The following is a 21589-nucleotide window of genomic DNA, read 5'->3' as shown; positions in this document are numbered from 1 at the left end:
TTGCCGGGCGGCGCGCCTGCCGGTAAGATTCGCGTTTCATTTTTCAGCAGCTACGGGACGCCCGCCATGAGCATCAAATCGGACAAGTGGATTCGCCGCATGGCCCTGGAGCACGGGATGATCGAGCCCTTCGTCGAGCGCCAGGTGCGCGGCGCCGATGACAGCCGGGTGATCTCCTACGGCGTCTCCAGCTACGGCTACGACGTGCGCTGCGCGGCCGAGTTCAAGGTGTTCACCAACATCCACTCGGCGGTGGTGGACCCGAAGAACTTCGACGAGAAGAGTTTCGTCGACATCAACAGCGACGTCTGCATCATCCCGCCGAACTCCTTCGCCCTGGCGCGCACCGTGGAATACTTCCGGATTCCCCGCGACGTGCTGACCATCTGCCTGGGCAAGAGTACCTACGCGCGCTGCGGCATCATCGTCAACGTCACACCGCTGGAACCGGAGTGGGAGGGCCACGTGACCCTGGAGTTTTCCAACACCACCAACCTGCCGGCGAAGATCTACGCCCATGAGGGCGTGGCGCAGATGCTGTTCCTGCAGTCGGACGAAGCCTGCGAGGTCTCCTATCGCGATCGCGGCGGCAAGTACCAGGGCCAGACCGGCGTGACCCTGCCCAAGGCCTGAGGCCGAAGGCGGATACGAGAAACCGGGCCATGGCCCGGTTTTTTGTTGACTGGGGGCGGGGAGAGAGGGCGGCATGGCCCCCCTGTAGGAGCGCGCCCTGCGCGCGATTGCGGGCCAACCGGCTAGCGATGTCGCTGCCCGGCTGCTGCGGACAGCGCCCTCTCCCGCTTGCGGGGGAGGTCTGGGGAGAGGGCAATGGACTTCGACGACACACGGGTGCTGGGCTTGGCTCCGCTCCCCCTCCCTAACCCTCCCCCGCAATCGGGAGAGGGGACCGTTGGGCAGGACGAAGGGCTATGGAGTCAGCCGGTAGCTCCGTTCGCGAGCAAGCTCGCTCCTACAAGAGCGGGCGGGTGTGCAGGATGCCTGTTTGGCCTCGCTTGACGCCGAACGGCCCCCTCTCCCTTCAGGGAGAGGGCTGGGGAGAGGGCAACGGACTTCGACGACACACTGGTGCTGGGCTTGGCTCCGCTCCCCCTCCCTAACCCTCCCCCGCAAGCGGGAGAGGGGACCGTTGGGCAGGGCGAGGGGCCATGGAGTCAGCCGGTAGCCCCGTTCGCGAGCAAGCTCGCTCCTACGAGAGCGGGTGTGCAGGATGACTGTTTGGCTTCGCTTTACGCCGAACGACTCCATCTCCCGCTTGCGGGAGAGGGCTGGGGAGAGGGTAGCGGACTTCGCCGTCATGCCGACGCCAGGCCAGGCGCCATTCCGCCCTCAGGCCTGCAGGTGTTCCAGGACGAAGTCGGCGCGCGCTTCCAGGCCGGCCAGCGGCAGCTCGACCACCTGGTAGCCCAGTTCGCCGTAGACTTCGCGCATCACCGCCGCGGTGCGTTGCGCTTCGGCGAAGTCCTGCTTGCGTTCGGCATCGTTGTGGTAGATGGCTTCCCAGGGCGGGGCCAGGAGTACCAGGGGTTGATAGCGCAACTGCCGCGCCGCCTGCAGCAGGTCCGCATCCACCGCCAGGCCGCATAGCCGGGCGTAGCCGAGCACGTCGGGCAGGCCGCGGTCGAACAGCCAGGTGCCGCCGGACTCGTGGGCTTCGGCGTAGGTGCTGGCGGCGTGCTCGAACATGCGCCGGCAGAAGGCCTGGCGGTCGCCCCAGGGCAGGGCGTTGCCGCCGTGGGCCAGTTCCTCGCGGATGATCGCCCGGCCGCCTTCCTCGACGTAGGCCAAGCCACGGCCGCGCAAGTGTTCCAGCAGGCTGGTCTTGCCCGAACCCGGGCCGCCGGTGAGAACGAACAGCCGCGCCAGGGTCACTTCAGGTTGCCACTGAGAAACTGCCGCAGCCGCTCGCTCTTCGGATGGCCCAGCACCTCCTGGGGCGGGCCCTGTTCCTCGACGCGGCCCTGGTGGAGGAACAGCACCTGGCTTGAGACCTCGCGGGCGAAGGCCATTTCGTGGGTCACCAGGATCATGGTGCGGCCTTCCTCGGCCAGGGCCTTGATCACCTTGAGCACCTCGCCCACCAGTTCCGGGTCCAGCGCCGAGGTGGGTTCGTCGAACAGCATGATCTCCGGCTCCATGGCCAGGGCACGGGCGATGGCCACGCGCTGCTGCTGGCCGCCGGAGAGGAAGGCCGGGTACTTGTCCTCCACCTGCGCCGGCAGGCCGACCTTGGCCAGGTAGCTGCGCGCGCGCTCCTCGGCCTCCTTGCGCTCGATGCCCAGGACGCGGCGCGGGGCCAGGGTGATGTTCTCCAGCACCGTCAGGTGGCTCCACAGGTTGAAGTGCTGGAACACCATGGCCAGCCGGGTACGGATGCGCTGCAGCTGCGCCGCATCGGCCACGCGCATGCCGCCAGGGCTGGGGACCATGCGCACGACCTCGCCGTCCAGGCTCATGCTGCCTTCGTCGGGTTGTTCGAGGAAATTGATGCAGCGCAGGAAGGTGCTTTTGCCCGAGCCGCTGGCGCCGATCATGCTCACCACGTCGCCGGTGCGGGTTTCCAGGGAAACACCCTTGAGCACTTCGTTGTCGCCGTAGCGCTTGTACAGGCCTTCGATCTTCAGTGTGGTCATGGAGTCCTCGGGTGCGCCGGCCGCCCCCTGGCGGCCGTGGGTGGATGGGGTTCAGCCATGGCTGGGGCCGAGGAAGGCCAGCCAGCGGCGTTCGGCCAGGCGGAACAGGCCGACCAGCGTGAAGGAGGTCACCAGGTACAGCGCCGCGGCTATGCCGAAGGACTGGAAGGACAGGAAGGTGGCGGCGTTGGCGTCGCGGGCGACCTTCATGATGTCCGGCACCGTGGCGGTGAAGGCCACGGTGGTGGAGTGCAGCATGAGGATCACTTCGTTGCTGTAGTAGGGCAGCGAGCGGCGCAGCGCCGAGGGCATGATCACGTAGCGGTACAGGCGCCAGCCGCTCAACCCGTAGGCATGGGCCGCCTCGACCTCGCCGTGGGCGATGTTGCGGATGGCCCCGGCGAAGATCTCGGTGGTGTAGGCGCAGGTGTTCAGGGCGAAGGCCAGCAGCGTGCAGTTCAGGCCGTTGCGGAAGAAGGCGTCGAGGATCGGCTGCTCGCGCACCGCCGCCACGCTGTAGATGCCGGTGTAGCAGACCAGCAGCTGGATGTAGAGCGGCGTGCCGCGGAACACGTAGGTGTAGAACTGCACCGGCCAGCGCACCAGCGGGTTGCGCGAGACGCGGGCGATGGACAGGGGGATGGCGAAGGTGAAGCCGAAGGCGATGGACACCGTCAGCAGCCAGAGCGTCATGGCCAGGCCGGTGATGTGGTAGCCGTCGGTCCAGAGGAAGGCCTTGCCGTACTGCTGCAGCAACTCGATCATCGCAGGGCCTCGCGCACACCGATGGCATAGCGGCGCTCAAGGGCGTTGAGCACGATGTTGGAAACGGTGGTGAAAAGCAGGTAGATGGCCGCCGCCACCAGCAGGAAGAACAGCAGGCGGTAGCTGCTCTTGCCGGCGTCCTGGGCCGCGCGCACCACGTCGGAGAGGCCGATGATGGAGACCAGCGCGGTGGACTTGATCAGCACCATCCAGTTGTTGCCCAGGCCTGGCAGGGCGAAGCGCATCAACTGCGGGAAGAGCACGAAGCGGAAGCGCTGCAGGCGCGTCAGGCCGAAGGCGCTGGCGGCTTCCAGCTGTCCGCGCGGCACGGCGAGGATGGCCCCGCGGAAGGTTTCGGTGAAGTAGGCGCCGTAGATGAAGCCGAGGGTGATGATGCCGGCGCTGAAGGGGTCGATCTCGATGTAGTCCCAGTCCATGTAGTCGGTGATGTCGGCCAGCCAGGTCTGCAGGCTGTAGAAGATCAGCAGCATCAGCACCAGGTCGGGCACGCCACGGATCAGCGTGGTGTAGGCGATGGCGGGGAAGCGCAGCAGCCTCGAGCCGGACAGCTTGGCGCTGGCACCGAGCAGGCCCAGCAGCACCGATAGCAGCAGCGAGCAGATCGACAGCTTGACGGTCATCCAGGTGCCGTCGAGGAGGATGGAGCCGTAACCCTTGAGGCTCATGTTCTCGGCCAGGGTCCGGAAGAAGTCCTGGAGCATGCGCAGGAAACTCCTTGTGCCTTGTCAGCAGAATAGACCGCCCCCGGCCGCCTTGGCGGCGGCCGGGGGCGGCGGGCGCGGGTCAGTCGTTGTAGATGTCGATGTCGCCGAAGTATTTCTTCTGCAGCTTGTCGTAGGTGCCGTCGGCGTGGATCGCCTTGATGCCCTTGTTGATCATCTCGCGCAGTTCGTTGTTGCCCTTCTTGATGCCGATGGCGATGTCGGCCGGCATCAGCGGGTCATGCACCGGCTTGCTGATCTCGAAGCCCTTGCCCTGGTCGGTGGTGAGGAAGCCCTGCTCGGCCTGCAGCATGTCCTGCAGCGAGACGTCCAGGCGCCCGGACACCAGGTCGGCGTAGACCTGGTCCTGGTTCTGGTAGCTCTTCACGTTGACCCCGGCCGGCTCCAGCTTGGCCTTGGCGAAGGTTTCCTGGATGGTGCCCTGCTCGACGCCGACGGTCTTGCCCTTGAGGGATTCGGCGGTGGCCTCCAGGCCCGAGCCCTTCTTGCTGATCATCGCGGTGGGGCTGGTGAACAGCTTGTCGCTGAAGTCGATTTCCTTCTGGCGCGCCTCGGTGACGGTCATCGAGGAGATCACGCCATCGAACTTGCGAGCCTTCAGGCCCGGGATCATGCCGTCGAAGTCGTTGGCCATCCATACGCACTTGACCTTCAGGTGCGCGCAGATGGCGTTGCCCAGGTCGATGTCGAAGCCGACCAGGCTGCCGTCCGGCGCCTTGGACTCGAAGGGCGCGTAGGACGGGTCGGTGGCGAAGCGGATTTCTTTCCATTCCTTGGCCTGCAAGGCTCCGGCGCCAGCCAGCAGCACCAGGGCGGAGAGGGTCAGCCATGCTTTTTTCATCGGTTGGAATCCTTGGTGGTTGATTCAAGCAGTGGAACGAAAGGCATAACATCAATGTGACAGCAAGTTTCGAACCAGGGGCGCAACCACGGGCCTCGGCGGTAGGAGGCGGACGACAGGCGCGTTCCTACGACAGGTATAGCAGCCGGTCGGGGAAGCGATGCCCCGTAACGGGGCGAGGGGGCGGGGCTTTCGGTAACAGCCTGGTGCGCCGGTTGTGGTGCAGGCACCAAAAAAGAAAGGCACCCGAGGGTGCCTTCAAGATGATCATGGAGTAAGTCGACAGTTATGAGTCGGCGGCGCGGCGGAAGTTCCCGCGCCGGCCGACTATTTCTGCGGCACCAGGGTCAGGCGCTTGCTGCCGTAGACGCGGTCGAGGTTCTGGCTCTGGAACGGGAAGCTCATGTAGTCGCCCTTCAGCCAGGCGTCGATGCCGTCGGCGTAGTGCGGGCTGGCCGGGTTGCCGGACTGGCCGCTGCTGTTGAGGCCCAGCATGGGCTCGCTCTGGCCGAAGTCGACGACGATGCGCATGGCCGGGATCAGCCAGGTGTCGAAGTCCTGGCCCCAGGCGTAGGCGGAAACGTTCAGCGTGCTGTGGTCGCCGCCGGCGGGGTAGGGGCCGCGGTCCAGGTAGCCCTTGATCGCCCCCAGGCTGGCGCGCTGGCCGGCGTCCAGGTAGGGCGCCATCTTGGTGCTGTCGCTGACCCAGTCGTAGGTGTGCAGCTTGCCCCACTGCCAGGCGCGGCGGTCGGCGCCGAGCTTCTGCTCGCAGAAGGCGGTGGCGGCGGCCAGGCTGCGGGCGAGGATGGCCGGCTTGTCTTCCTTCTGCGGGGTCTTCACGTCGTCCCAGAACGGGCTGTCGTCGCGGCCCAGCAGGTGGTCGGCCTGGGCCGAGTAGGAAAGGTCGGCGTTCTGCACGAAGGCCTTCCAGGCCGGGCTGTCTTCCGGGCCCAGTTCGTCGAGGAAGATCTGCCGGGTGCTTTCCTGCAGGAAGGCTTCGTAGAGGGCGGCATCGGCGGAAGTGGCGGAGAGCTTGCCGTCGAAGGCCATCAGCCGGTCCAGGGCCTCGCGGGCGCGCTCGCGCTGGCCGTCGGGCAGGGCCTGGATCGCCTGCTTCAACGGCCCGGCCATGCCGGGCGCGTCGAGCATGCCCTGCAGCTTGGCGGCGAAGGGCGTGGTCTGGTCGTACTGCATGGCGATCATGCTGCGCGCGTCGTGGCGGTTGCTGGCGTTCGCCAACTGGGCGATGCGCTCGGCACGCTCGGGGTAGTACCAGGAGCTGGACAGCTGCGCGCCATAGCCGGGCTGCACGGTGCGGTTGTTGGCGGTGCCCAGCCAGCCCTGCTGCGGGTCCTGGTCGGACGGGTGGAGGATCGGGTCGGCGTAGCCGTCCCAGTCGTAGCGCCCGTCCCAGCCCGGGGAGGGCAGCAGGCCGCGGCCGTCCTTGCGGTTGGGGAAGCGCCCGGTGACCTGCCAGCCGATGTGCTTCTCGTCGGCGAACACGATGTTCAGCGGCATGGCGCGGATTTCGCGGGTGGCGTCGAAGGCCTGCTCGACGCTCCTGGCCCGCGACAGGTCGAAGAAGGCATCCAGGCTCTTGTCCGACACCGCCTGGATGCTCTGGTAGGCCAGGCCGTAGCTGCTGGACAGCGGCAGCGGCTGCAGGTCGTTCTTCTTCGCGCCGAGCAGGGCGCTGTTGAGCAGCGGGCCGTGGCGGGTCTCGTAGATGGTCTCGCGCACTGGGCGCTGGCCCTTGACGAAGAAGGTCTCGACGCGCTCGTTGGCCGGCTTCCACTGGCCGTCGGCCAGGTAGTAGAGCTTGCCGCCCTGGCGCCGCACCTGCTCGAGGAAGACGTCCTGGTTGTCGCCCATGACCATGGTCATGCCCCAGGCCAGCTTGCCGTTGAAGCCGGCCACCACGCCGGGCACGCCGGCGATGGTGACGCCGGCGGCGGTGTATTTCGGCGAGCGGACCTGCATGAAGTTCCAGATCGACGGCATCGACAGCGGCAGGTGGGTGTCGTTGGCCAGCAGGCTCTTGCCGCTGCGGCTGCGCTGCGGGGCGATGGCCCAGTTGTTGGAGGCGGCCACGCCGAGCATCTGCAGGCTGGCCACCGCCTCGGCGGCGCCGCCCACCTCGGCCAGGCCGGGAATCTGCCCGGCGAGCTTCAGGCCCTTGAGCTTGTCGGCCTCGGCGAAGGGCAGTTCCTCGTCCGGGTAGATGGGGGTGAGCCAGGCGAGCTTCTCGGCGCCGACCTTCTGCGCCAGCGCCAGGGAATCCAGTTCCTCCTGCAGGTTCACCGCCAGGCCGAAGTTGAGCAGGGCGAAGACCAGCGCGGAGTCCTCCGGCTTCCAGTATTCCGGGCGGTAGCCGGACTCGGCGATGTCCATCGGCAGCTTGTCGCGGTAGCGGAACAGGTAGGCGTTGACGCCGCGCGCGTAGGTCTCGAAGAAGCGCTTCAGGCGCGGCGAGGCGCCGGCGTAGAGGGCATTGGCGGACTGTTTGAGATCGACCGTGCGCATGAACCGGTCGATTTCCAGGGCGCCCGGGCCGACCATCTCCGACAGCCGTCCCTGGGCCATCAGGCGCAGGCCGACCATCTGGCTGATGCGGTCGCTGGCATGCACGTAGCCCATGGCGAAGAGCGCATCGTGGAAGGTGCTGGTCTCGATCAGCGGCATGCCCAGGGCATTGCGGCGCACCGACACGCTTTCGGCCAGGCCCTTGAGCGGCTGCACACCGGAGGTCGGCGGCAGGCTGTCGGCGTAGCGGTCGTTCAGCCAGGTCTGACAGCCAGTCAGGCTGACGGCGGCGCTGAGGGCGGCGGCGAGGCCGAATCGGGGAAGCGGGCGGAAGGCTCGCGAGGCCATGGAAGCGTGCTCCTGCACAGGGCTTGCGGAAAGCCGCTACGTTAGTGAGGCACGCCCCTTCGCGCAAGCCGCGGGAGCAGGGAATTCGCGGGGTGTGGAGGGCCGGGAGGGCAGGTGAGGATGTTCGCGAAGGGGAACGTGCCACAGGGTAGCCCGGTGCGCCCTACGGACTATCGCGAACGCGGGGAGCCAGGGTTCGCGAGCAAGCTCGCTCCTACGAAGAGCAGTGCCGCTCTTGATTTTAGATTTCCAGAGAAATATCCGAGCGCACCGGAACGCCCCTTCAGAAGGCCGAGCGAAACCGGCGCTCAGGAGGTCATGCGACATGGATGTCGCTAGAGCCCCGATCAGCACAGGGACGTGCTGTCGGGGCGGGCCTCCGTGGCGGGGGAGTTCGCGAGGGTAGCCCGGCTCCATCGGGCCCGTATGCGGGGCAAGCCTTTTTGGTTCCTTTTGTGGCGTTTGACAAAAGGGACTCGCCCGAGGGGGCGAAACAAAAAATCTCCGCAGACTCGGAGCGGCGCGCTACACCAAACCCCAAGCCACTGGCTTCCTGCGTTCGCGGGAATGACGAGGGGGAGGTCGGAGCACAGAAGCAAGATTCGCGAGCAAGAACCAGGCGTCCCCCTCGCTCCTACAACAGCCTCATCCCCTAGCCGGAAATAAAAAAACGCCGTTTCCCTCCCCGCGAGAAACGGCGCTTTTCAGCTTCGGGCCAGAGGCCAGGCCCTCACTCGGGCATATGCCATTCCTGCAGGTCATACCCCTCGCGATTCAGTTCCTCGCGCGCCTGGGTCAGCAGGTCGGCCAGCCGGGCCGGGTCGGAGTATTCGGTGCAGGGGATGCGCGTCAGGCCCAGCAGGCGGGTGCCGGTGCGGTCGAGGACGGACAGGTCGAGGCTGCCGTCGCCGCCGGACTGGTCGATCCAGGTGACGCAGTGGAAGGGTTGGAAGGCTCGTCCGGTGATCAGCAGAGCCTCGTTGAAACGAAGGGTCGCGTTCATGGTGGTTACACTCTCTGCGCAGGTCATCCATTGCTCTGTCAAGGGGACGGCGCTTCACTGATCCGTCCGATCTGTACAGCCCATTGACACCGCGAGCCGTGCAAAAAGTCACAACGCCTGTCGCTTTTGTGCACAAGGTTGTCGCATTGGAAACGGGAAAATTGCCGGCAATCTTCCGGGAAACCGCCGGTAAATGGCTCTGCCATGCGGCTTCCATCGAGCTTGCGGGGTGCGCCGTTGCGTCGCAGGGGCTGTGTGTCCTCGGCCCGGTTTTTCCGGGGCCGGTTCGTGACAGCCGGGGCAGGGCGCCGCAAGATAGCGGTTTTGCATCCGCTTTTGCCCGAGGAGGATTCATGGAGATTGGCTGCGACTTCGACAGCGGCAACATCCAGGTGCTGGATGCCAGCGACCCCCAGGACGTGCGCCTGGCCCTGCGCCCGGACCTGAAGAGCCCGCACTTCCAGTGGTTCCACTTCCGTGCCGACGGCCTGACCCCCGGCCGGCGCTACGGCTTCAGCCTGACCAACGCCGGGCAGTCCAGCTACCCCGGCGGCTGGCCGGGCTACCGCGCCGTGGCCTCCTACGACCAGCGCGACTGGTTCCGCGTGGACACCCGCTACGACGGCCAGACCCTGCACTTCAGCCTCGACGCCGAGCAGCCGCAGGCCTGGTTCGCCTACTTCGAGCCCTACAGCCGCGAGCGCCACGCCGCCCTGGTGCGCCAGGCCATCGAGCAGGCCGGCGCCGAGCTGGTGGCCACCGGGCGCAGCATCGAGGGCCGCGACATCCCGCTGCTGCGCATCCGCCGCCACCCGCAGGCCACCCGCAAGCTGTGGCTGATCGCCCAGCAGCACCCCGGCGAGCACATGGCCGAGTGGTTCATGGAAGGCCTGATCGAGCGCCTGCAGCAGCAGGATGCGGAACTCGACCACCTGCTGCAGCACGCCGAGCTGTACCTGGTGCCGAACATGAACCCCGACGGCGCCTTCCGCGGCCACCTGCGCACCAACGCCGCCGGCACCGACCTCAACCGCGCCTGGGGTTCGCCCAGCGCCGAGACCAGCCCGGAAGTGCTGTTCGTCCAGGCGCACATGCGCCAGCAGGGCGTCGACCTGTTCCTCGACATCCATGGCGACGAGGAAATCCCCTATGTGTTCGCCGCCGGCTGCGAGGGCAACCCCGGCTACGGCGAGCGCCAGGCGCGGCTGGAAGCGGAGTTCCGCAAGCGCCTGGAGGAACGCGGCGAGTTCCAGAGCGTCCACGGCTACCCGCGCAGCGCGCCGGGCAAGGCCAACATGACCCTGGCCTGCAACCACGTCGGCGAGACCTACCAGTGCCTGGCGCTGACCCTGGAGATGCCCTTCAAGGACCACGACCTGGCCCCCGACGTCCGCACCGGCTGGAGCGGCGCGCGCGCCAAGCGCCTGGCCGGCGCCGTGATCTCGACCCTGTCGAGCCTGGTGCAGGAACTGCGCTGAGTGGAATCTTCGCCGCCGCGTGCCACTCTAATGCTGTGAGGAACTTGCATGCGGAGGTGTCCATGTACAGGACGCGCAAGCTGTTGACCCCCCAGGAGATCGAGGACCTGCAGGAACGCATGGAGGCCATGGAGGAGCTGGACTTCCGCGAACGCCGCGAAGTCCGCAAGAACCGCGGGGGCGACCGTCGCCCGCGCCTGGCCGCGGCGCCGGCCTGACCGGCGCGCCACGCACCCGGCCGGCGCTTGCCGCGCGGCCGGGCGCGTTAGCCCCTGGTGGCCCTGGCGCGCCGAGTTGCGGAGGGGTGCCGGGACAGCCGCGCTGCCATTAAGTTGCCAGTACGCAGATTATTAATCTCGCTGTCATAAAGCGTACACATTGGCGGCATTAAATCATCACGTCTTCTAACCAACCGGGGACTTCCCGGACTTCCTCCCATATTGAGGTATTGACGTGATGCTGCTCAGCAAAACCCGCTTGTCCGTCCTGCTGGCTTCCATGGCCCTGACCGGCCTGGCCCATGCCACTGATGTCACCGGCGCCGGCTCCAGCTTCGTTTACCCGGTGCTGTCGAAGTGGTCCCAGGAATACAGCAAGTCCTCCAGCAATCGCATCAACTACCAGTCCATCGGCTCCGGCGGCGGCATCGCCCAGATCAAGGCCGCCACCGTCGACTTCGGCGCCTCCGACGCCCCGCTGTCGGCCGACGACCTCAAGGCCACCGGCCTGGGCCAGTTCCCCAGCGTGATCGGCGGCATCGTGCCGGTGGTCAACCTGGACGGCGTCGAGCCGGGCAAGCTGCACCTGGACGGTGAAGTCCTGGCCAAGATCTTCCTCGGCAGCATCACCGACTGGAACGACCCGGCCATCGTCGCCCTGAACCCGGGCCTGAAACTGCCGGCCACCAAGATCACCGTGGTGCGTCGCTCCGACGGCTCGGGCACCTCCTACAACTTCACCAACTACCTGTCCAAGGTCAGCGGCGAGTGGAAGGACAAGATCGGCTTCGGCACCACCGTGCCCTGGCCGGTCGGCATGGGCGGCAAGGGCAACGAAGGCGTCTCCGCCTACGTCAAGCAGATCAAGAACTCGATCGGCTACGTCGAATACGCCTACGCCCTGCAGAACAAGATGGCCTACGCGTCGCTGAAGAACGCCGCCGGCAAGTTCGTCGAGCCGAACACCAAGAGCTTCCAGGCTGCCGCCGACACCGCCGACTGGGCCAACGCCCAGGACTTCAACCTGCTGATGACCAACGCCCCGGGCGACAGCGCGTGGCCGATCACCGCCACCACCTGGATCATCATGTACAAGCAACCGAAGAACGCGGAACAGGCCCAGGCCGCCTTCCACTTCTTCAAGTGGTCCCTGGAGAACGGCCAGCAGCAGGCTGCCGCCCTGGACTACGTGGCGCTGCCCGAATCCCTGGTCAAGCGCATCGAAGGCTACTGGAAGTCGGACTTCGCCCGCTGATCGGGTGAATGACCAGGACCGCCGCCCGGAACCCCCGTGCGGCGGTTCGCTTGCTTGGATGAACCGATGTCTACCGAATCCTCCCCGTCCATCGCCATGCCCAACCTGAAGGCCGCCGAAGCCGAAGACCGCGCCCAGCGCGACCAGCGCCACGACCGCTGGTTCCGCAACGCCATGTTCGGCTCCGCTCTCCTCGTGCTGTTGCTGCTCGCCGGTGTCGCCGGCTCCACCCTGTGGGGCGGCAGCCTGGCCTTCTCGCACTTCGGCCTGGACTTCCTCACCAGCACCGAATGGGATGCGGTGAACAACAAGTTCGGCGCCCTGGTGCCGATCTACGGGACCCTGGTCACCTCCTTCCTGGCGCTGCTGATCGCCGTACCGGTCAGCTTCGGCATCGCCATCTTCCTCACCGAGCTGGCGCCGCCGTGGCTGCGCATGCCGGTGGCCGCGGCCGTCGAACTGCTGGCCGGCATCCCCTCGATCATCTACGGCATGTGGGGGCTGTTCGTCTTCGGCCCGTTCATGGCCCAGCACATCGCCCCCTGGCTGAACGACTACCTGGGCGCGCTGCCGCTGGTGGGCGGCCTGTTCCAGGGCCCGCCGCTGGGCATCGGCATGCTCAGCGCCGGCATCGTCCTGGCGATCATGATCATCCCCTTCATCACTTCGGTGATGAACGAAGTGTTCCACAGCGTACCGACCACCCTGAAGGAATCGGCCTACGCCCTGGGCAACACCACCTGGGAAGTGGTCTGGGACATCGTCCTGCCCTACACCCGCTCGGCGGTGGTCGGCGGCATCTTCCTCGGCCTCGGCCGCGCCCTGGGCGAGACCATGGCGGTGACCTTCGTGCTGGGCAACTCGCAGCACTTCTCCGCCTCGCTGCTGATGCCTAGCAGCTCCATCGCCTCGGTGATCGCAAACGAATTCAACGAGGCCTACACCGACCTGCACCGCTCCTCGCTGATCGCCCTGGGCTTCCTGCTCTTCGTGGTCACCTTCATCGTCCTCGCCGCCGCACGCCTGATGCTGCTGCGCCTGTCCCAGAAGGAGGGCAAGTGACATGGCCGGCAACGAAAGCCTGTACCGCACCCGCGACCTGAAGAACCGCGCCGCCATGCTGCTCAGCTGCGGCGCCACCCTGTTCGGCCTGATGTGGCTGGCGTGGATCCTGCTGACCACCATCAGCCACGGCATCGAGGCGCTGAACCTCGACCTGTTCACCAAAATGACGCCGCCGCCGGGGGCCGAGGGCGGCCTGGCCAACGCCTTCTACGGCAGCGTGCTGATGAGCGCGCTGGCGCTGCTGATCGGCACCCCCATCGGCCTGATGGCGGGCATCTGGCTGGCCGAGTACGCCCGCCACACCCGCATGGGCACCGTGGTGCGCTTCATCAACGACATCCTGCTGTCGGCGCCGTCCATCGTCCTGGGCCTGTTCGTCTACACCAGCGTGATCCTGCCGCTGAACTACCTTTCCGACCACCGCGTGGGCTTCTCCGCCATCGCCGGCGCCCTGGCCCTGGCCCTGCTGGTGATCCCGGTGGTGGTGCGGACCACCGACGAGATGCTCCAGCTGCAGCCGACCACCATGCGCGAGGCCGCGCTGGCCCTGGGCGTGCCGCAATGGAAGCTGACGTTGCAGATCGTCCTGCGCGCCGCCCGCGCCGGGGTGATCACCGGCATCCTCCTGGCCCTGGCGCGCATCACCGGCGAAACCGCGCCGCTGCTGTTCACCGCCTTCGGCAACCAGTTCTGGAGCAGCGACCTGCTCAAGCCCATGGCCAGCGTGCCCGTCGTGGTCTTCCAGTACGCCATGAGCCCCTTCAGCGACTGGAACGCCCTGGCCTGGGCCGGCGCCCTGGTGCTGACCCTGTTCGTACTGCTGCTCAGCCTCACCTCCCGTCTCATCCTTCTGCGCAATAGGGCATCCTGATGACTGCCATGACCACCGCCATCGCCGCCGAACGCACCAAGATCCGCGTTCGCGACCTGGAGTTCTTCTACGGCGAGCACCGTTCGCTCAAGTCCATCAACATGGACATCCCGGAGAAGTGCATCACCGCCATCATCGGCCCGTCCGGCTGCGGCAAGTCGACCCTGCTGCGCATCTTCAACCGCATCTACTCCCTGTACCCCAAGCAGGAAGCCCGCGGCGAGGTGCTGCTCAACGGCGAGAACATCCTCGCCCCCGGCTACTCCATGAACCGCCTGCGCAGCCAGGTGGGCATGGTGTTCCAGAAGCCGGTGCCGTTCCCGATGACCATCTACGAGAACATCGCCTACGCGGTGCGCCACCACGAGAAGGTCAACCGCCGCGAGATGGACGACCGCGTCGAGCAGGCCCTGCGCGGCGCCGCCCTGTGGGACGAGGTGAAGGACAAGCTGAACGCCAGCGCCCAGGGCCTCTCCGGCGGCCAGCAGCAGCGCCTGTGCATCGCCCGCACCATCGCCCTCAAGCCCCAGGTGCTGCTGCTCGACGAACCGACCTCGGCGCTGGACCCGATCTCCACCGGGCGCATCGAGCAGCTGATCACCGAGCTCAAGCAGGAGTTCACCGTGGTCATCGTCACCCACAACATGCAGCAGGCGGCGCGCTGCTCGGACTACACCGCCTTCATGTTCCTGGGCGACCTGATCGAGTTCGGCGACACCGACACCCTGTTCACCAAGCCGGCCAAGGAGCAGACCGAGGACTACATCACCGGTCGCTTCGGCTGAGCCTTCGCGCACCGCCGACGCCCGCCGCGGAACACTCCGCGGCGGGCGTTTTCATTGCGGATTCCGGCAAGCCCTTGCCACCCACGGCAGGCGCTTGCCGATGGCGCGCTCTTCGTAGGAGCGAGCTTGCTCGCGAACGGGCCTTCCCGGTTGCACTGCTGCCGTGCGGTTCGCGAGCAAGCTCGCTCCTACAGGGGGGGCGGAGCCGTTATGACCGCCGGCCGGCATCCTGGCGTGTTTCTTGCCCGATACAGGCTTCCCCCTTCGGCACGGGAGACCTGCCCATGAACATCATCGACGGTTTCAGCACCCTGGGCCTGGCGACCAAACTGGTGCGCGGCGTGGTCGCCGGCGCCAGCGAGTTCGCCAGCTACCTGGCCAGCGCCAGCAGCGCAGACGCGACGACGAGCGGTACGAGCGATGCGCCTTCCGGCGCGGTAGCATCCTCCGGCGCCGCCGCGCAGAACGGCGGCAGCGCCCTGGACGAATTCCTCGCCTACATGAAGCTCAGCCCCGGCGAAAAGCTGCGGCACAGCGTCATGCAGGACATGGACATCACCCAGGAGCAGCTCGATGCCATGCCCGCCGAGGACCGCGAGCGCATCGAGAACGAGATAGCCCAGCGCATCAGGGAAAAGATCACGCAGCAGGCCGACGCCGGCAGCCCGCCGGTCGCACCCACTGCCACCCCGGTGGCCCTGAAGCAGATGTACGGCGTTGAACGAACCCAGCCCAGCCTCGATCTCCTCGGTTGACCCTGCCCCGGCCGGCCCTCCTGCCGGCCGCCAGCCGCCCGCACCGGCCATGTATCGAAGCCGATGCAGGACGCTACCCGATGCCGGGTGCATCGCTGAACTCCGTTGCCTAGACTGCGGTCTTCCGCAGTAAGCCCACGTTTGCGCACATGTCTTCCATGCAATCCCACAGCAAGTTCATCGGCCACGTTCCCCGCCACCTGATCCAGCAGGCCGTGCCGAAGAAGGTCGGGCGCGGCTGGCGCGCCGACTTCAACGTCGCGGTCTGGCTGCACCTGGCGCTCGCCGACGAGCTGCGGGTGACCCTCAAGGTCAGCTACCAGGACGGCGAGACCGTCCGCGAGCAACTGATCGACCGCGGCCGCCCCGGCTTCAACCAGCGCATCCTGCTGTGCGGCATCGCGCGCCTGGAATACAACCAGGCCATCGAGTCCATGAGCCTGTCGCTGCTGTCCGACGAGCCCATCCAGACGCTGATGGTGGACGAACTGTTCGTCCAGGCGGTGGAGCTGCAGCGCGACGGCGAGCGCAGCCGCAAGCGGCGCTGAAGATTCATCCGAAGGAGTGATACGCCGGGGCTGGCCGATGCGTTGAAATGGCGGCATATCGTGTCAACAGGATCGCCCATGAGCTTCGACCCTTCGCAACTGCAGTCCTACACCCAGTACCGTGGCATCGCCATCCCGCTGCTCGACCACCTGAAGTTCCGCTACCTGCCGGCCGGGGAGGGCGGGCGCGACGGCCACCTGGTGCTGCGGGTGGAGCGCGAGCACCTCAACGGCTGGAACAACGCCCACGGCGGCGTGCTCATGAGCCTGCTCGACGTGGCCATGGCGCTGGCCTGCAGCCACGCCGACGAGGCCGGGCGCGGCTGCGTGACCATCGAGATGAAGACCAGCTTCCTGCGCCCCGGCGGCGACGTCGGCGAAGTGCTCGAAGCCTTCGGCCACGTCCGCCACCGCACCCGCTCCATCGCCTTCTGCGAGGCCGAGATCCGCAATGCCGCGGGCGATGTCGTGGCTACCGCCAGCGGCACCTTCAAGTACCAGGACAAGCCGCGGCCGGTGATCGACGCCTGAGCCTGCGCCCCGGAATTACTGTAGGAGCGGGCCCTGCCCGCGATTCGCGCGCAGGGCGCGCTCCTACAGGGGGCACATGGCCGACGCCGCGTAGGAGCAACTGTCTTGCGGCCCGCGCCGAAATGCTCTTCGTAGGAGCGAGCTTGCTCGCGAATAAACCCCGCTGTGGAGTCCGTTCGCGAGCAAGCTCGCTCCTACAGGTTGCCGGAAGGCGTGGCATTTCCCTGTAGGAGCGGACCTTGTCCGCGATTGGATTCACCCGCCACGCCGGACACCCCGATGGCACGGCCAATGGCGGATAACCGCGAACGGTTATTCGCCCTACGGTCGAGCATGGTCGCAGGAGCGGACTTTGTCCGCGATCGGGTTCGTCAACAGGGAAGGCCTCAAGCCACCTGCGGCACACCGCTGTGGAAGCGGAACTCCCCGTCCGGCGAGCTGATGAGCCCCGCCTCCACCTCCCGGATGTCCGCCACCCGCCGCTGGATATCGGCCTCGTCGCCATAGCGCCGGGCCAGCGCCAGGTAGCCCTGGAAATGCCGCGCCTCGGATTTCAGCAGCGAGCCGTAGAACTTCGCCAGGTCGGCGTCCAGGTGGTCCACCAGCGCGGCGAAGCGCTCGCAGCTGCGGCATTCGATGAAGGCGCCGACGATCAGGGTGTCGACCAGCTTGTGCGGCTCGTGGTTGCGCACCACCGCGCGCAGGCCCGAGGCATAGCGGCCGGCGGAGATCGGCCGCAGGGCGATGCCACGCTTCTTGAGGATCGCCAGCACCTGCTCGTGGTGGCGCAGTTCCTCGCGCGCCAGGCGCGACATGAAGTTCACCAGCTCCTCGTGGGCGCTGTACTTGGCGATCAGCGCCAGGGCCGTGCTGGCGGCCTTGAACTCGTTGTTCTTGTGGTCGATCAGCAGCACTTCCTGGTCCCGCAATGCGGCCTCGACCCAGGCGTCGGGCGTGGCGCAACCAAGGAATTCGCGGATTTCGGACAACATGACGGGCTCCAGTCGCTCATCGCCGCAGCGCAAAAGGGTTCGCTGGCGGCCAAAGGCGGAGCATTATACGAATGCGGCGGCGCACGGCCAGCGCCACACTTGACGCACCTCAAGAAGCACGCGGCCGGATCGCGTCTACAGTTGCTGCAAAGCAACGGCAAGTGCCAAGGGAGACGACCATGCAAGCCATCCGCAGCATTCTCGTAGTAGTGGCCCCCGACCAGCCCGACGGCCTGGCGCTCAAGCGCGCCAAGCTGATCGCCAGCGTCACTCAATCCCACCTGCACCTGCTGGCCTGCAGCAAGCAAGGCGACGCCGGCGCCCGGCTCGAGGAACTGACCGCCAGCCTGCGCGAGGAAGGCTACAGCAGCAGTTGCCGGCAGGCCTGGCACGACAGCCTGCACGCCACCATCATCGCCGAGCAGCAGGCCGAGGGCTGCGGGCTGGTGGTCAAGCAGCACCACCCCGACAGCCCGCTGAAGAAGGCCCTGCTCACCCCCGACGACTGGAAGCTGTTGCGCTACTGCCCCGCCCCCGTGCTGCTGGTGAAGAGCGCCACGCCCTGGGCCGGGCGCAACATCCTCGCCGCGGTCGACGTCGGCAACAACGACGCCGAGCACCACGCGCTGCACGCCAACATCGTCAGCCACGCCTACGACATCGCCGGGCTGACCCACGGCCCGCTGCACGTGATCAGCGCCCACCCCTCGCCGATGCTGTCCGCCGCCGACCCGACCTTCCAGCTCAGCGAAACCATCGAGGCCCGCTACCGCGAGGCCTGCAAGGCCTTCCAGGCCGAGTACGGGGTGGATGACCAGCACCTGCACATCGAGGAAGGCCCGGCCGACGTGCTCATCCCGCGTACCGCGCACCAGCTGGACGCGGCGGTGACGGTGATCGGCACCGTGGCGCGCACCGGTTTCTCCGGCGCGCTGATCGGCAACACCGCCGAGGTGGTGCTCGATGCCCTGGAAAGCGACGTGCTGGTGCTCAAGCCGGACGAAGTCATCGCCCACCTCGAGGAACTGGCCGCCAAGGCCTGACCGCCGCTAGGCGGCCGCCCCGGCCGCCAGCATCGCCCGCAGGCGGACGCCCTCCGCCTTGCGGCAGCCCACGTGTACCTCCTCCAGGCCCAGCCAGGCAGCCATCTCGCGCAACCGCCCGGCTAGCGCCAGCATCCCCTCCTCGCCCAGCGGCCGCTGTTCCTCGTGCACGGCATGGACCGCCAGGCGCCCCGCCGCCCGCTCGGCGCGCAGGTCGATGCGCGCCGCCAGGCGTTCGTCGAACAGGAAGGGCAGCACGTAGTAGCCGTAGACCCGCTTGTGCTGCGGGGTGTAGATCTCCAGGCGGTAGCGGAAGTCGAACAGCCGCTCGGTGCGGGCGCGCTCCCACACCAGGGAATCGAAGGGCGACAGCAGCGCGCTGGCCGTCACCTTGCGCGGAATGACCGGCTCGCCGGCGACGTAGGCCGCCTGCGACCAGCCCTGCACGCGCACCTGGCGCAAGGCGCCGGCTTCCACCAGCTCGGCCAGGCGCGCCTTGCTGTCGGCCGGCCCCAGGCGGAAGTAGTCGCGCAGGTCGGTCTCGCTGGCCACGCCCAGGGCGTTGGCGGCATGCAGCAGCAGGCCGCGCTGGGCCTCCTCGGCGCCCGGCTCCGGCAGCGCCAGCAAGGAGGCCGGCAGCACCCGCTCGGGCAGGTCGTAGAGCCGCTCGAAGCCGCGGCGCCCGGCCACCGTCACCTCGCCGGCGGCGAACAGCCATTCCAGGGCGTGCTTCTCGTCGCTCCAGTCCCACCAGGGGCCGGCGCGCTCGCTGCGGGTAGTCAGGCTGCCGGCGCCCAGGGCGCCCTGCTCGCGCACCGCCTGCAACACCCGTTCGATCACCTCGCGGCGCTCCTCGCCGAAGCGCGCCAGCTGCTTGTAGATGCCCTGCCCCACGGCTGCGCGGCGCATGCGCCAGCGCATCAGCGGGTAGAGCTCCAGCGGCAGCAGGGAAGCCTCGTGCCCCCAGTACTCGAACATCCGCCGGTGGCGCCCGGCGCTCCAGGCCGCCTCGTCCAGCAGCGCCTGCGGGTAGCTGCCCAGGCGCGAGAACAGCGGCAGGTAGTGCGAGCGGGTCAGGGCGTTGACCGAATCGATCTGCAGCACGCCCAGGCGCTCCAGCACCTGCTGCAGGTGCCGGCGCTGCACCCGGGCGAGCGGCCGGCGGCCGGCGAAACCCTGGGCCGCCAGGGCCAGGCGGCGGGCTTGCTTGAGGGATAGGCTGTCGGTCATGGGCGCTTCCTGCTGGGCGGATCGGGGCTCTCGATCCTACGCCAAAGCCGCCAGCGCCGACATCAGGCCGGCAGGGCTTCCATGCAGGGCGCGGGGAATGGCCGGGCGATGCTGAAGGCCTCGGCGCTCGGCCCCCTTTCGGCCAGGCTGCGCAGGGCCGCGCGGGCCTGGGCCAGGCTCGGCAATTGCCCGGCCGGCAACCACCAGAGCGCCAGGGTCGGCCCCGGCAGCTTCTCCATCCAGTCCCGGCGCCGACGCAGCACGGCGAGGTGCTCGCCGCCATAGACATAGTCGCGCAGGGCCTCCAGGGACTCCCACAGCGACAGGTTGACGATGATCCGCGGGTCGTCGAAGGCCTGGACGCCGGTGGCGTCGCCCGCCTCGTCCTGCAAACGCCAGACGAAACCGCGGCTGGCCTCGGCCAGGGCGTTGACGGGCGCCAGCTGGTCGACGAAATCCCGCATCAGCGGGTGATCGAGCGGGGCCCTGGCCCGGGCGATGTTGACCTGGGCCAGGTGGTAGGGTTGCGACATGGGCCTTTCCTTGTGCACGTCAGGCGGGGTTCAGCGACGCAGGTGGTCGATCCAGAAGGGTTTCTCCGCTTCCTGGAGAATGTCCGCGCGGCTCAGGCCGATGTCCTTGAGCGCCGCGTCGCTGAGGCTGGCCAGCTGTTCGCGCTGCCGCGCCAGCTCCCGCCAGCGGCGGATGCGGCCCAGCAGGCCATGCCAGAAGACAGCGGCGGAGTGCCGCTGGGCAAGCACCGAGGGTGCCATCACGAAACCGAATTGCGCTTTCATCGTGCCGTCCTCCCTGTGGGGTTGGCACCAGTCTCGCGCCGGGCATAAGATCAATCCAACGAATCATTCTTATGCATCCCATCTCGGAGTTTGATGTATGAGCAGCTTCCCCAGCATCGACAGCGAACTGCTGCGCACCTTCGTCGCCATCGCCGACCACGGTGGTTTCACCCGCGCCGCCGAAGTGGTCAACCGCACCCAGTCGGCGGTGAGCATGCAGATGAAACGCCTGGAGGACGACGTGCTGGAACGCACCCTGTTCGAACGCGACGGCCGCCAGGTGCGCCTGACGCCCGAGGGCCAGGTGCTGCTGGGCTACGCGCGGCGCATCCTGCGGCTGCAGGGCGAGGTGTTCAACACCCTGCGCCAGCCGCACATGGTCGGCGCGGTGCGCATCGGCACGCCGGACGACTACGTGATGCGCTTCCTCCCGGACATCCTCTCGCGCTTCGCCCAGGCCTACCCGCTGGTACAGGTGGAAGTGCACTGCGAGACCTCCTCGCAGTTGCTCACCCGCAAGGACCTGGACCTGACCATCGTCACCCGCGAGCCGGGCACCGAGATCGGCCAGTTGCTGCGCCAGGAGCCCTTCGTCTGGATGGCCGCGGAAAGCTTCTGTCCGCAGGAGCAGCGCCCGCTGCCGCTGGCGATGTTCAACACCACCTGCTTCTGCCGCGCCTGGGCCTGCAATGCCCTGGAAGCGATGGAGATCGACTACCGCATCGCCTACAGCAGCCCCAGCCTCTCGGCGCTGTTCGCCGTGGCCAGCGCGGGCCTGGCGGTCACCGCCCAGCTGCGCAGCCTGCTCACCGGCAACCTGCGCATCATCGGCGAGGAGGAAGGCCTGCCGACCCTGCCCTCGGCGAGCATCGTGCTGCTGCGCAACCCGCCGCGGCAGTCGCCGGTCACCGACAAGCTGGCCGACTACATCGTCGAAGGCTTCGCCGCCGCCTGAGCCGCCTCACTGGCGCAGCAGGAGCAGCGCGCAGGCCACCAGGAACAGGCTGAAGGCGAAGCGCAGGGCGCGCTCGGGCAGCGCGTGGGCCAGCCTCACGCCCCAGGAGATGCTCAGCAGGCCGCCGGCCGCGAGACAGGCACCCATGCGCCAGTCGACATGGCCGTGCAGCGCATAGGTGCCCAGCGCCAC

At 67.6% G+C, this 21589-nt stretch carries 24 protein-coding genes; 12 read left to right on the top strand and 12 right to left on the bottom strand.

Going from position 1 to position 21589, the window contains the following annotated elements:
- The first annotated feature begins 66 nt into the window (after positions 1-66).
- Positions 67-633, top strand: a complete 567-nt coding sequence (gene dcd / locus DK254_RS25340) for a dCTP deaminase (protein WP_109936026.1) — start codon at positions 67-69, stop codon at positions 631-633.
- Between the two features lie 714 nt (positions 634-1347).
- Here dcd and DK254_RS25335 read toward each other — a convergent pair.
- The 7 genes from DK254_RS25335 to DK254_RS25305 form a co-directional block, all read right to left on the bottom strand.
- Positions 1348-1890, bottom strand: a complete 543-nt coding sequence (locus DK254_RS25335; RefSeq protein WP_256595955.1) for an AAA family ATPase — start codon at positions 1888-1890, stop codon at positions 1348-1350.
- Positions 1887-2651, bottom strand: a complete 765-nt coding sequence (locus DK254_RS25330) for an ABC transporter ATP-binding protein (protein WP_109936025.1) — start codon at positions 2649-2651, stop codon at positions 1887-1889. The genes DK254_RS25335 and DK254_RS25330 overlap by 4 nt, the downstream gene beginning before the upstream one ends.
- A gap of 51 nt (positions 2652-2702) precedes the next feature.
- A complete protein-coding gene (locus DK254_RS25325; RefSeq protein ID WP_089394089.1) occupies positions 2703-3416 on the bottom strand; it encodes an ABC transporter permease in 714 nt (237 codons plus the stop codon).
- A complete protein-coding gene (locus tag DK254_RS25320; RefSeq protein ID WP_109936024.1) occupies positions 3413-4138 on the bottom strand; it encodes an ABC transporter permease in 726 nt (241 codons plus the stop codon). Before DK254_RS25320 ends, DK254_RS25325 begins: the two co-directional genes overlap by 4 nt.
- A gap of 82 nt (positions 4139-4220) precedes the next feature.
- Entirely contained in the window at positions 4221-5000 is a 780-nt protein-coding gene (locus DK254_RS25315) for an ABC transporter substrate-binding protein (RefSeq protein WP_109936023.1), read from the bottom strand.
- 327 nt (positions 5001-5327) lie between these two features.
- Positions 5328-7871 (bottom strand): penicillin acylase family protein, encoded by a 2544-nt coding sequence (locus DK254_RS25310; RefSeq protein WP_109936022.1) that lies wholly within the window; start codon positions 7869-7871, stop codon positions 5328-5330.
- Between the two features lie 730 nt (positions 7872-8601).
- Entirely contained in the window at positions 8602-8874 is a 273-nt protein-coding gene (locus DK254_RS25305; protein WP_009619255.1) for a hypothetical protein, read from the bottom strand.
- A gap of 353 nt (positions 8875-9227) precedes the next feature.
- Between DK254_RS25305 and DK254_RS25300 the strand changes: the two genes are divergently transcribed.
- From DK254_RS25300 to DK254_RS25265, 9 genes are all read left to right on the top strand, one after another.
- Complete coding sequence (locus DK254_RS25300) at positions 9228-10352, top strand: M14-type cytosolic carboxypeptidase (RefSeq protein ID WP_109936021.1); 1125 nt, start codon at positions 9228-9230, stop codon at positions 10350-10352.
- A gap of 62 nt (positions 10353-10414) precedes the next feature.
- Positions 10415-10570 carry a hypothetical protein gene (locus DK254_RS34430; RefSeq protein ID WP_177412113.1) on the top strand — a complete coding sequence of 52 codons (156 nt, stop codon included), beginning with the start codon at positions 10415-10417 and terminating at the stop codon, positions 10568-10570.
- 238 nt (positions 10571-10808) lie between these two features.
- On the top strand, positions 10809-11825 hold the full coding sequence (pstS, locus tag DK254_RS25295; RefSeq protein WP_109936020.1) for a phosphate ABC transporter substrate-binding protein PstS: 1017 nt from the start codon (positions 10809-10811) through the stop codon (positions 11823-11825).
- Between the two features lie 96 nt (positions 11826-11921).
- Positions 11922-12887 (top strand): phosphate ABC transporter permease subunit PstC, encoded by a 966-nt coding sequence (pstC, locus tag DK254_RS25290; protein ID WP_371921196.1) that lies wholly within the window; start codon positions 11922-11924, stop codon positions 12885-12887.
- A 1-nt stretch (position 12888) separates the two neighbouring features.
- Positions 12889-13761 (top strand): phosphate ABC transporter permease PstA, encoded by an 873-nt coding sequence (pstA, locus tag DK254_RS25285; protein WP_089390335.1) that lies wholly within the window; start codon positions 12889-12891, stop codon positions 13759-13761.
- Positions 13761-14546: a phosphate ABC transporter ATP-binding protein PstB gene (gene pstB / locus DK254_RS25280; RefSeq protein WP_370686624.1), complete on the top strand. Its 786-nt coding sequence runs from the start codon at positions 13761-13763 to the stop codon at positions 14544-14546. The genes pstA and pstB overlap by 1 nt, the downstream gene beginning before the upstream one ends.
- A gap of 284 nt (positions 14547-14830) precedes the next feature.
- Positions 14831-15301 (top strand): hypothetical protein, encoded by a 471-nt coding sequence (locus DK254_RS25275; protein ID WP_109936019.1) that lies wholly within the window; start codon positions 14831-14833, stop codon positions 15299-15301.
- 149 nt (positions 15302-15450) lie between these two features.
- Positions 15451-15849, top strand: a complete 399-nt coding sequence (locus DK254_RS25270) for a hypothetical protein (RefSeq protein WP_256595954.1) — start codon at positions 15451-15453, stop codon at positions 15847-15849.
- Between the two features lie 78 nt (positions 15850-15927).
- Positions 15928-16380: a PaaI family thioesterase gene (locus DK254_RS25265; RefSeq protein ID WP_109936017.1), complete on the top strand. Its 453-nt coding sequence runs from the start codon at positions 15928-15930 to the stop codon at positions 16378-16380.
- Between the two features lie 386 nt (positions 16381-16766).
- Here the strand turns inward: DK254_RS25265 and DK254_RS25260 are convergent, their stop codons facing one another.
- The gene (locus tag DK254_RS25260) at positions 16767-17372 is read right to left on the bottom strand and encodes a tRNA-(ms[2]io[6]A)-hydroxylase (protein WP_109936016.1); all 606 of its coding nucleotides are present in this window, start codon (positions 17370-17372) and stop codon (positions 16767-16769) included.
- Positions 17373-17551: 179 nt separating this feature from the next.
- On the opposite strand from DK254_RS25260, the gene DK254_RS25255 reads away from it, so the two are divergent.
- Positions 17552-18415, top strand: a complete 864-nt coding sequence (locus DK254_RS25255) for a universal stress protein (protein WP_109936015.1) — start codon at positions 17552-17554, stop codon at positions 18413-18415.
- Between the two features lie 6 nt (positions 18416-18421).
- Here the strand turns inward: DK254_RS25255 and DK254_RS25250 are convergent, their stop codons facing one another.
- The 3 genes from DK254_RS25250 to DK254_RS25240 all read right to left on the bottom strand — a co-directional run bounded on the left by DK254_RS25250 (position 18422) and on the right by DK254_RS25240 (position 20442).
- Positions 18422-19645, bottom strand: coding sequence for a winged helix-turn-helix domain-containing protein (locus DK254_RS25250; RefSeq protein WP_109936014.1), 1224 nt, complete (start codon positions 19643-19645; stop codon positions 18422-18424).
- Between the two features lie 62 nt (positions 19646-19707).
- A complete protein-coding gene (locus tag DK254_RS25245) occupies positions 19708-20178 on the bottom strand; it encodes a DUF3291 domain-containing protein (RefSeq protein WP_109936013.1) in 471 nt (156 codons plus the stop codon).
- A gap of 30 nt (positions 20179-20208) precedes the next feature.
- Positions 20209-20442, bottom strand: coding sequence for a DUF1127 domain-containing protein (locus DK254_RS25240; protein ID WP_109936012.1), 234 nt, complete (start codon positions 20440-20442; stop codon positions 20209-20211).
- 97 nt (positions 20443-20539) lie between these two features.
- Here DK254_RS25240 and DK254_RS25235 point away from each other — a divergent pair, with 97 nt between their 5' ends.
- Complete coding sequence (locus DK254_RS25235) at positions 20540-21397, top strand: LysR substrate-binding domain-containing protein (protein WP_109936011.1); 858 nt, start codon at positions 20540-20542, stop codon at positions 21395-21397.
- 6 nt (positions 21398-21403) lie between these two features.
- Here the strand turns inward: DK254_RS25235 and DK254_RS25230 are convergent.
- A partial coding sequence (locus DK254_RS25230) for a sulfite exporter TauE/SafE family protein (protein ID WP_146219646.1) occupies positions 21404-21589 on the bottom strand: 186 nt, incomplete at its 5' end.

Source organism: Pseudomonas sp. RW407 (assembly GCF_003176655.1).
Lineage (GTDB): Bacteria > Pseudomonadota > Gammaproteobacteria > Pseudomonadales > Pseudomonadaceae > Pseudomonas > Pseudomonas delhiensis.
Note: the sequence above shows the minus strand (reverse complement) of the source record. Positions and strands in the feature narration are given on the sequence as shown.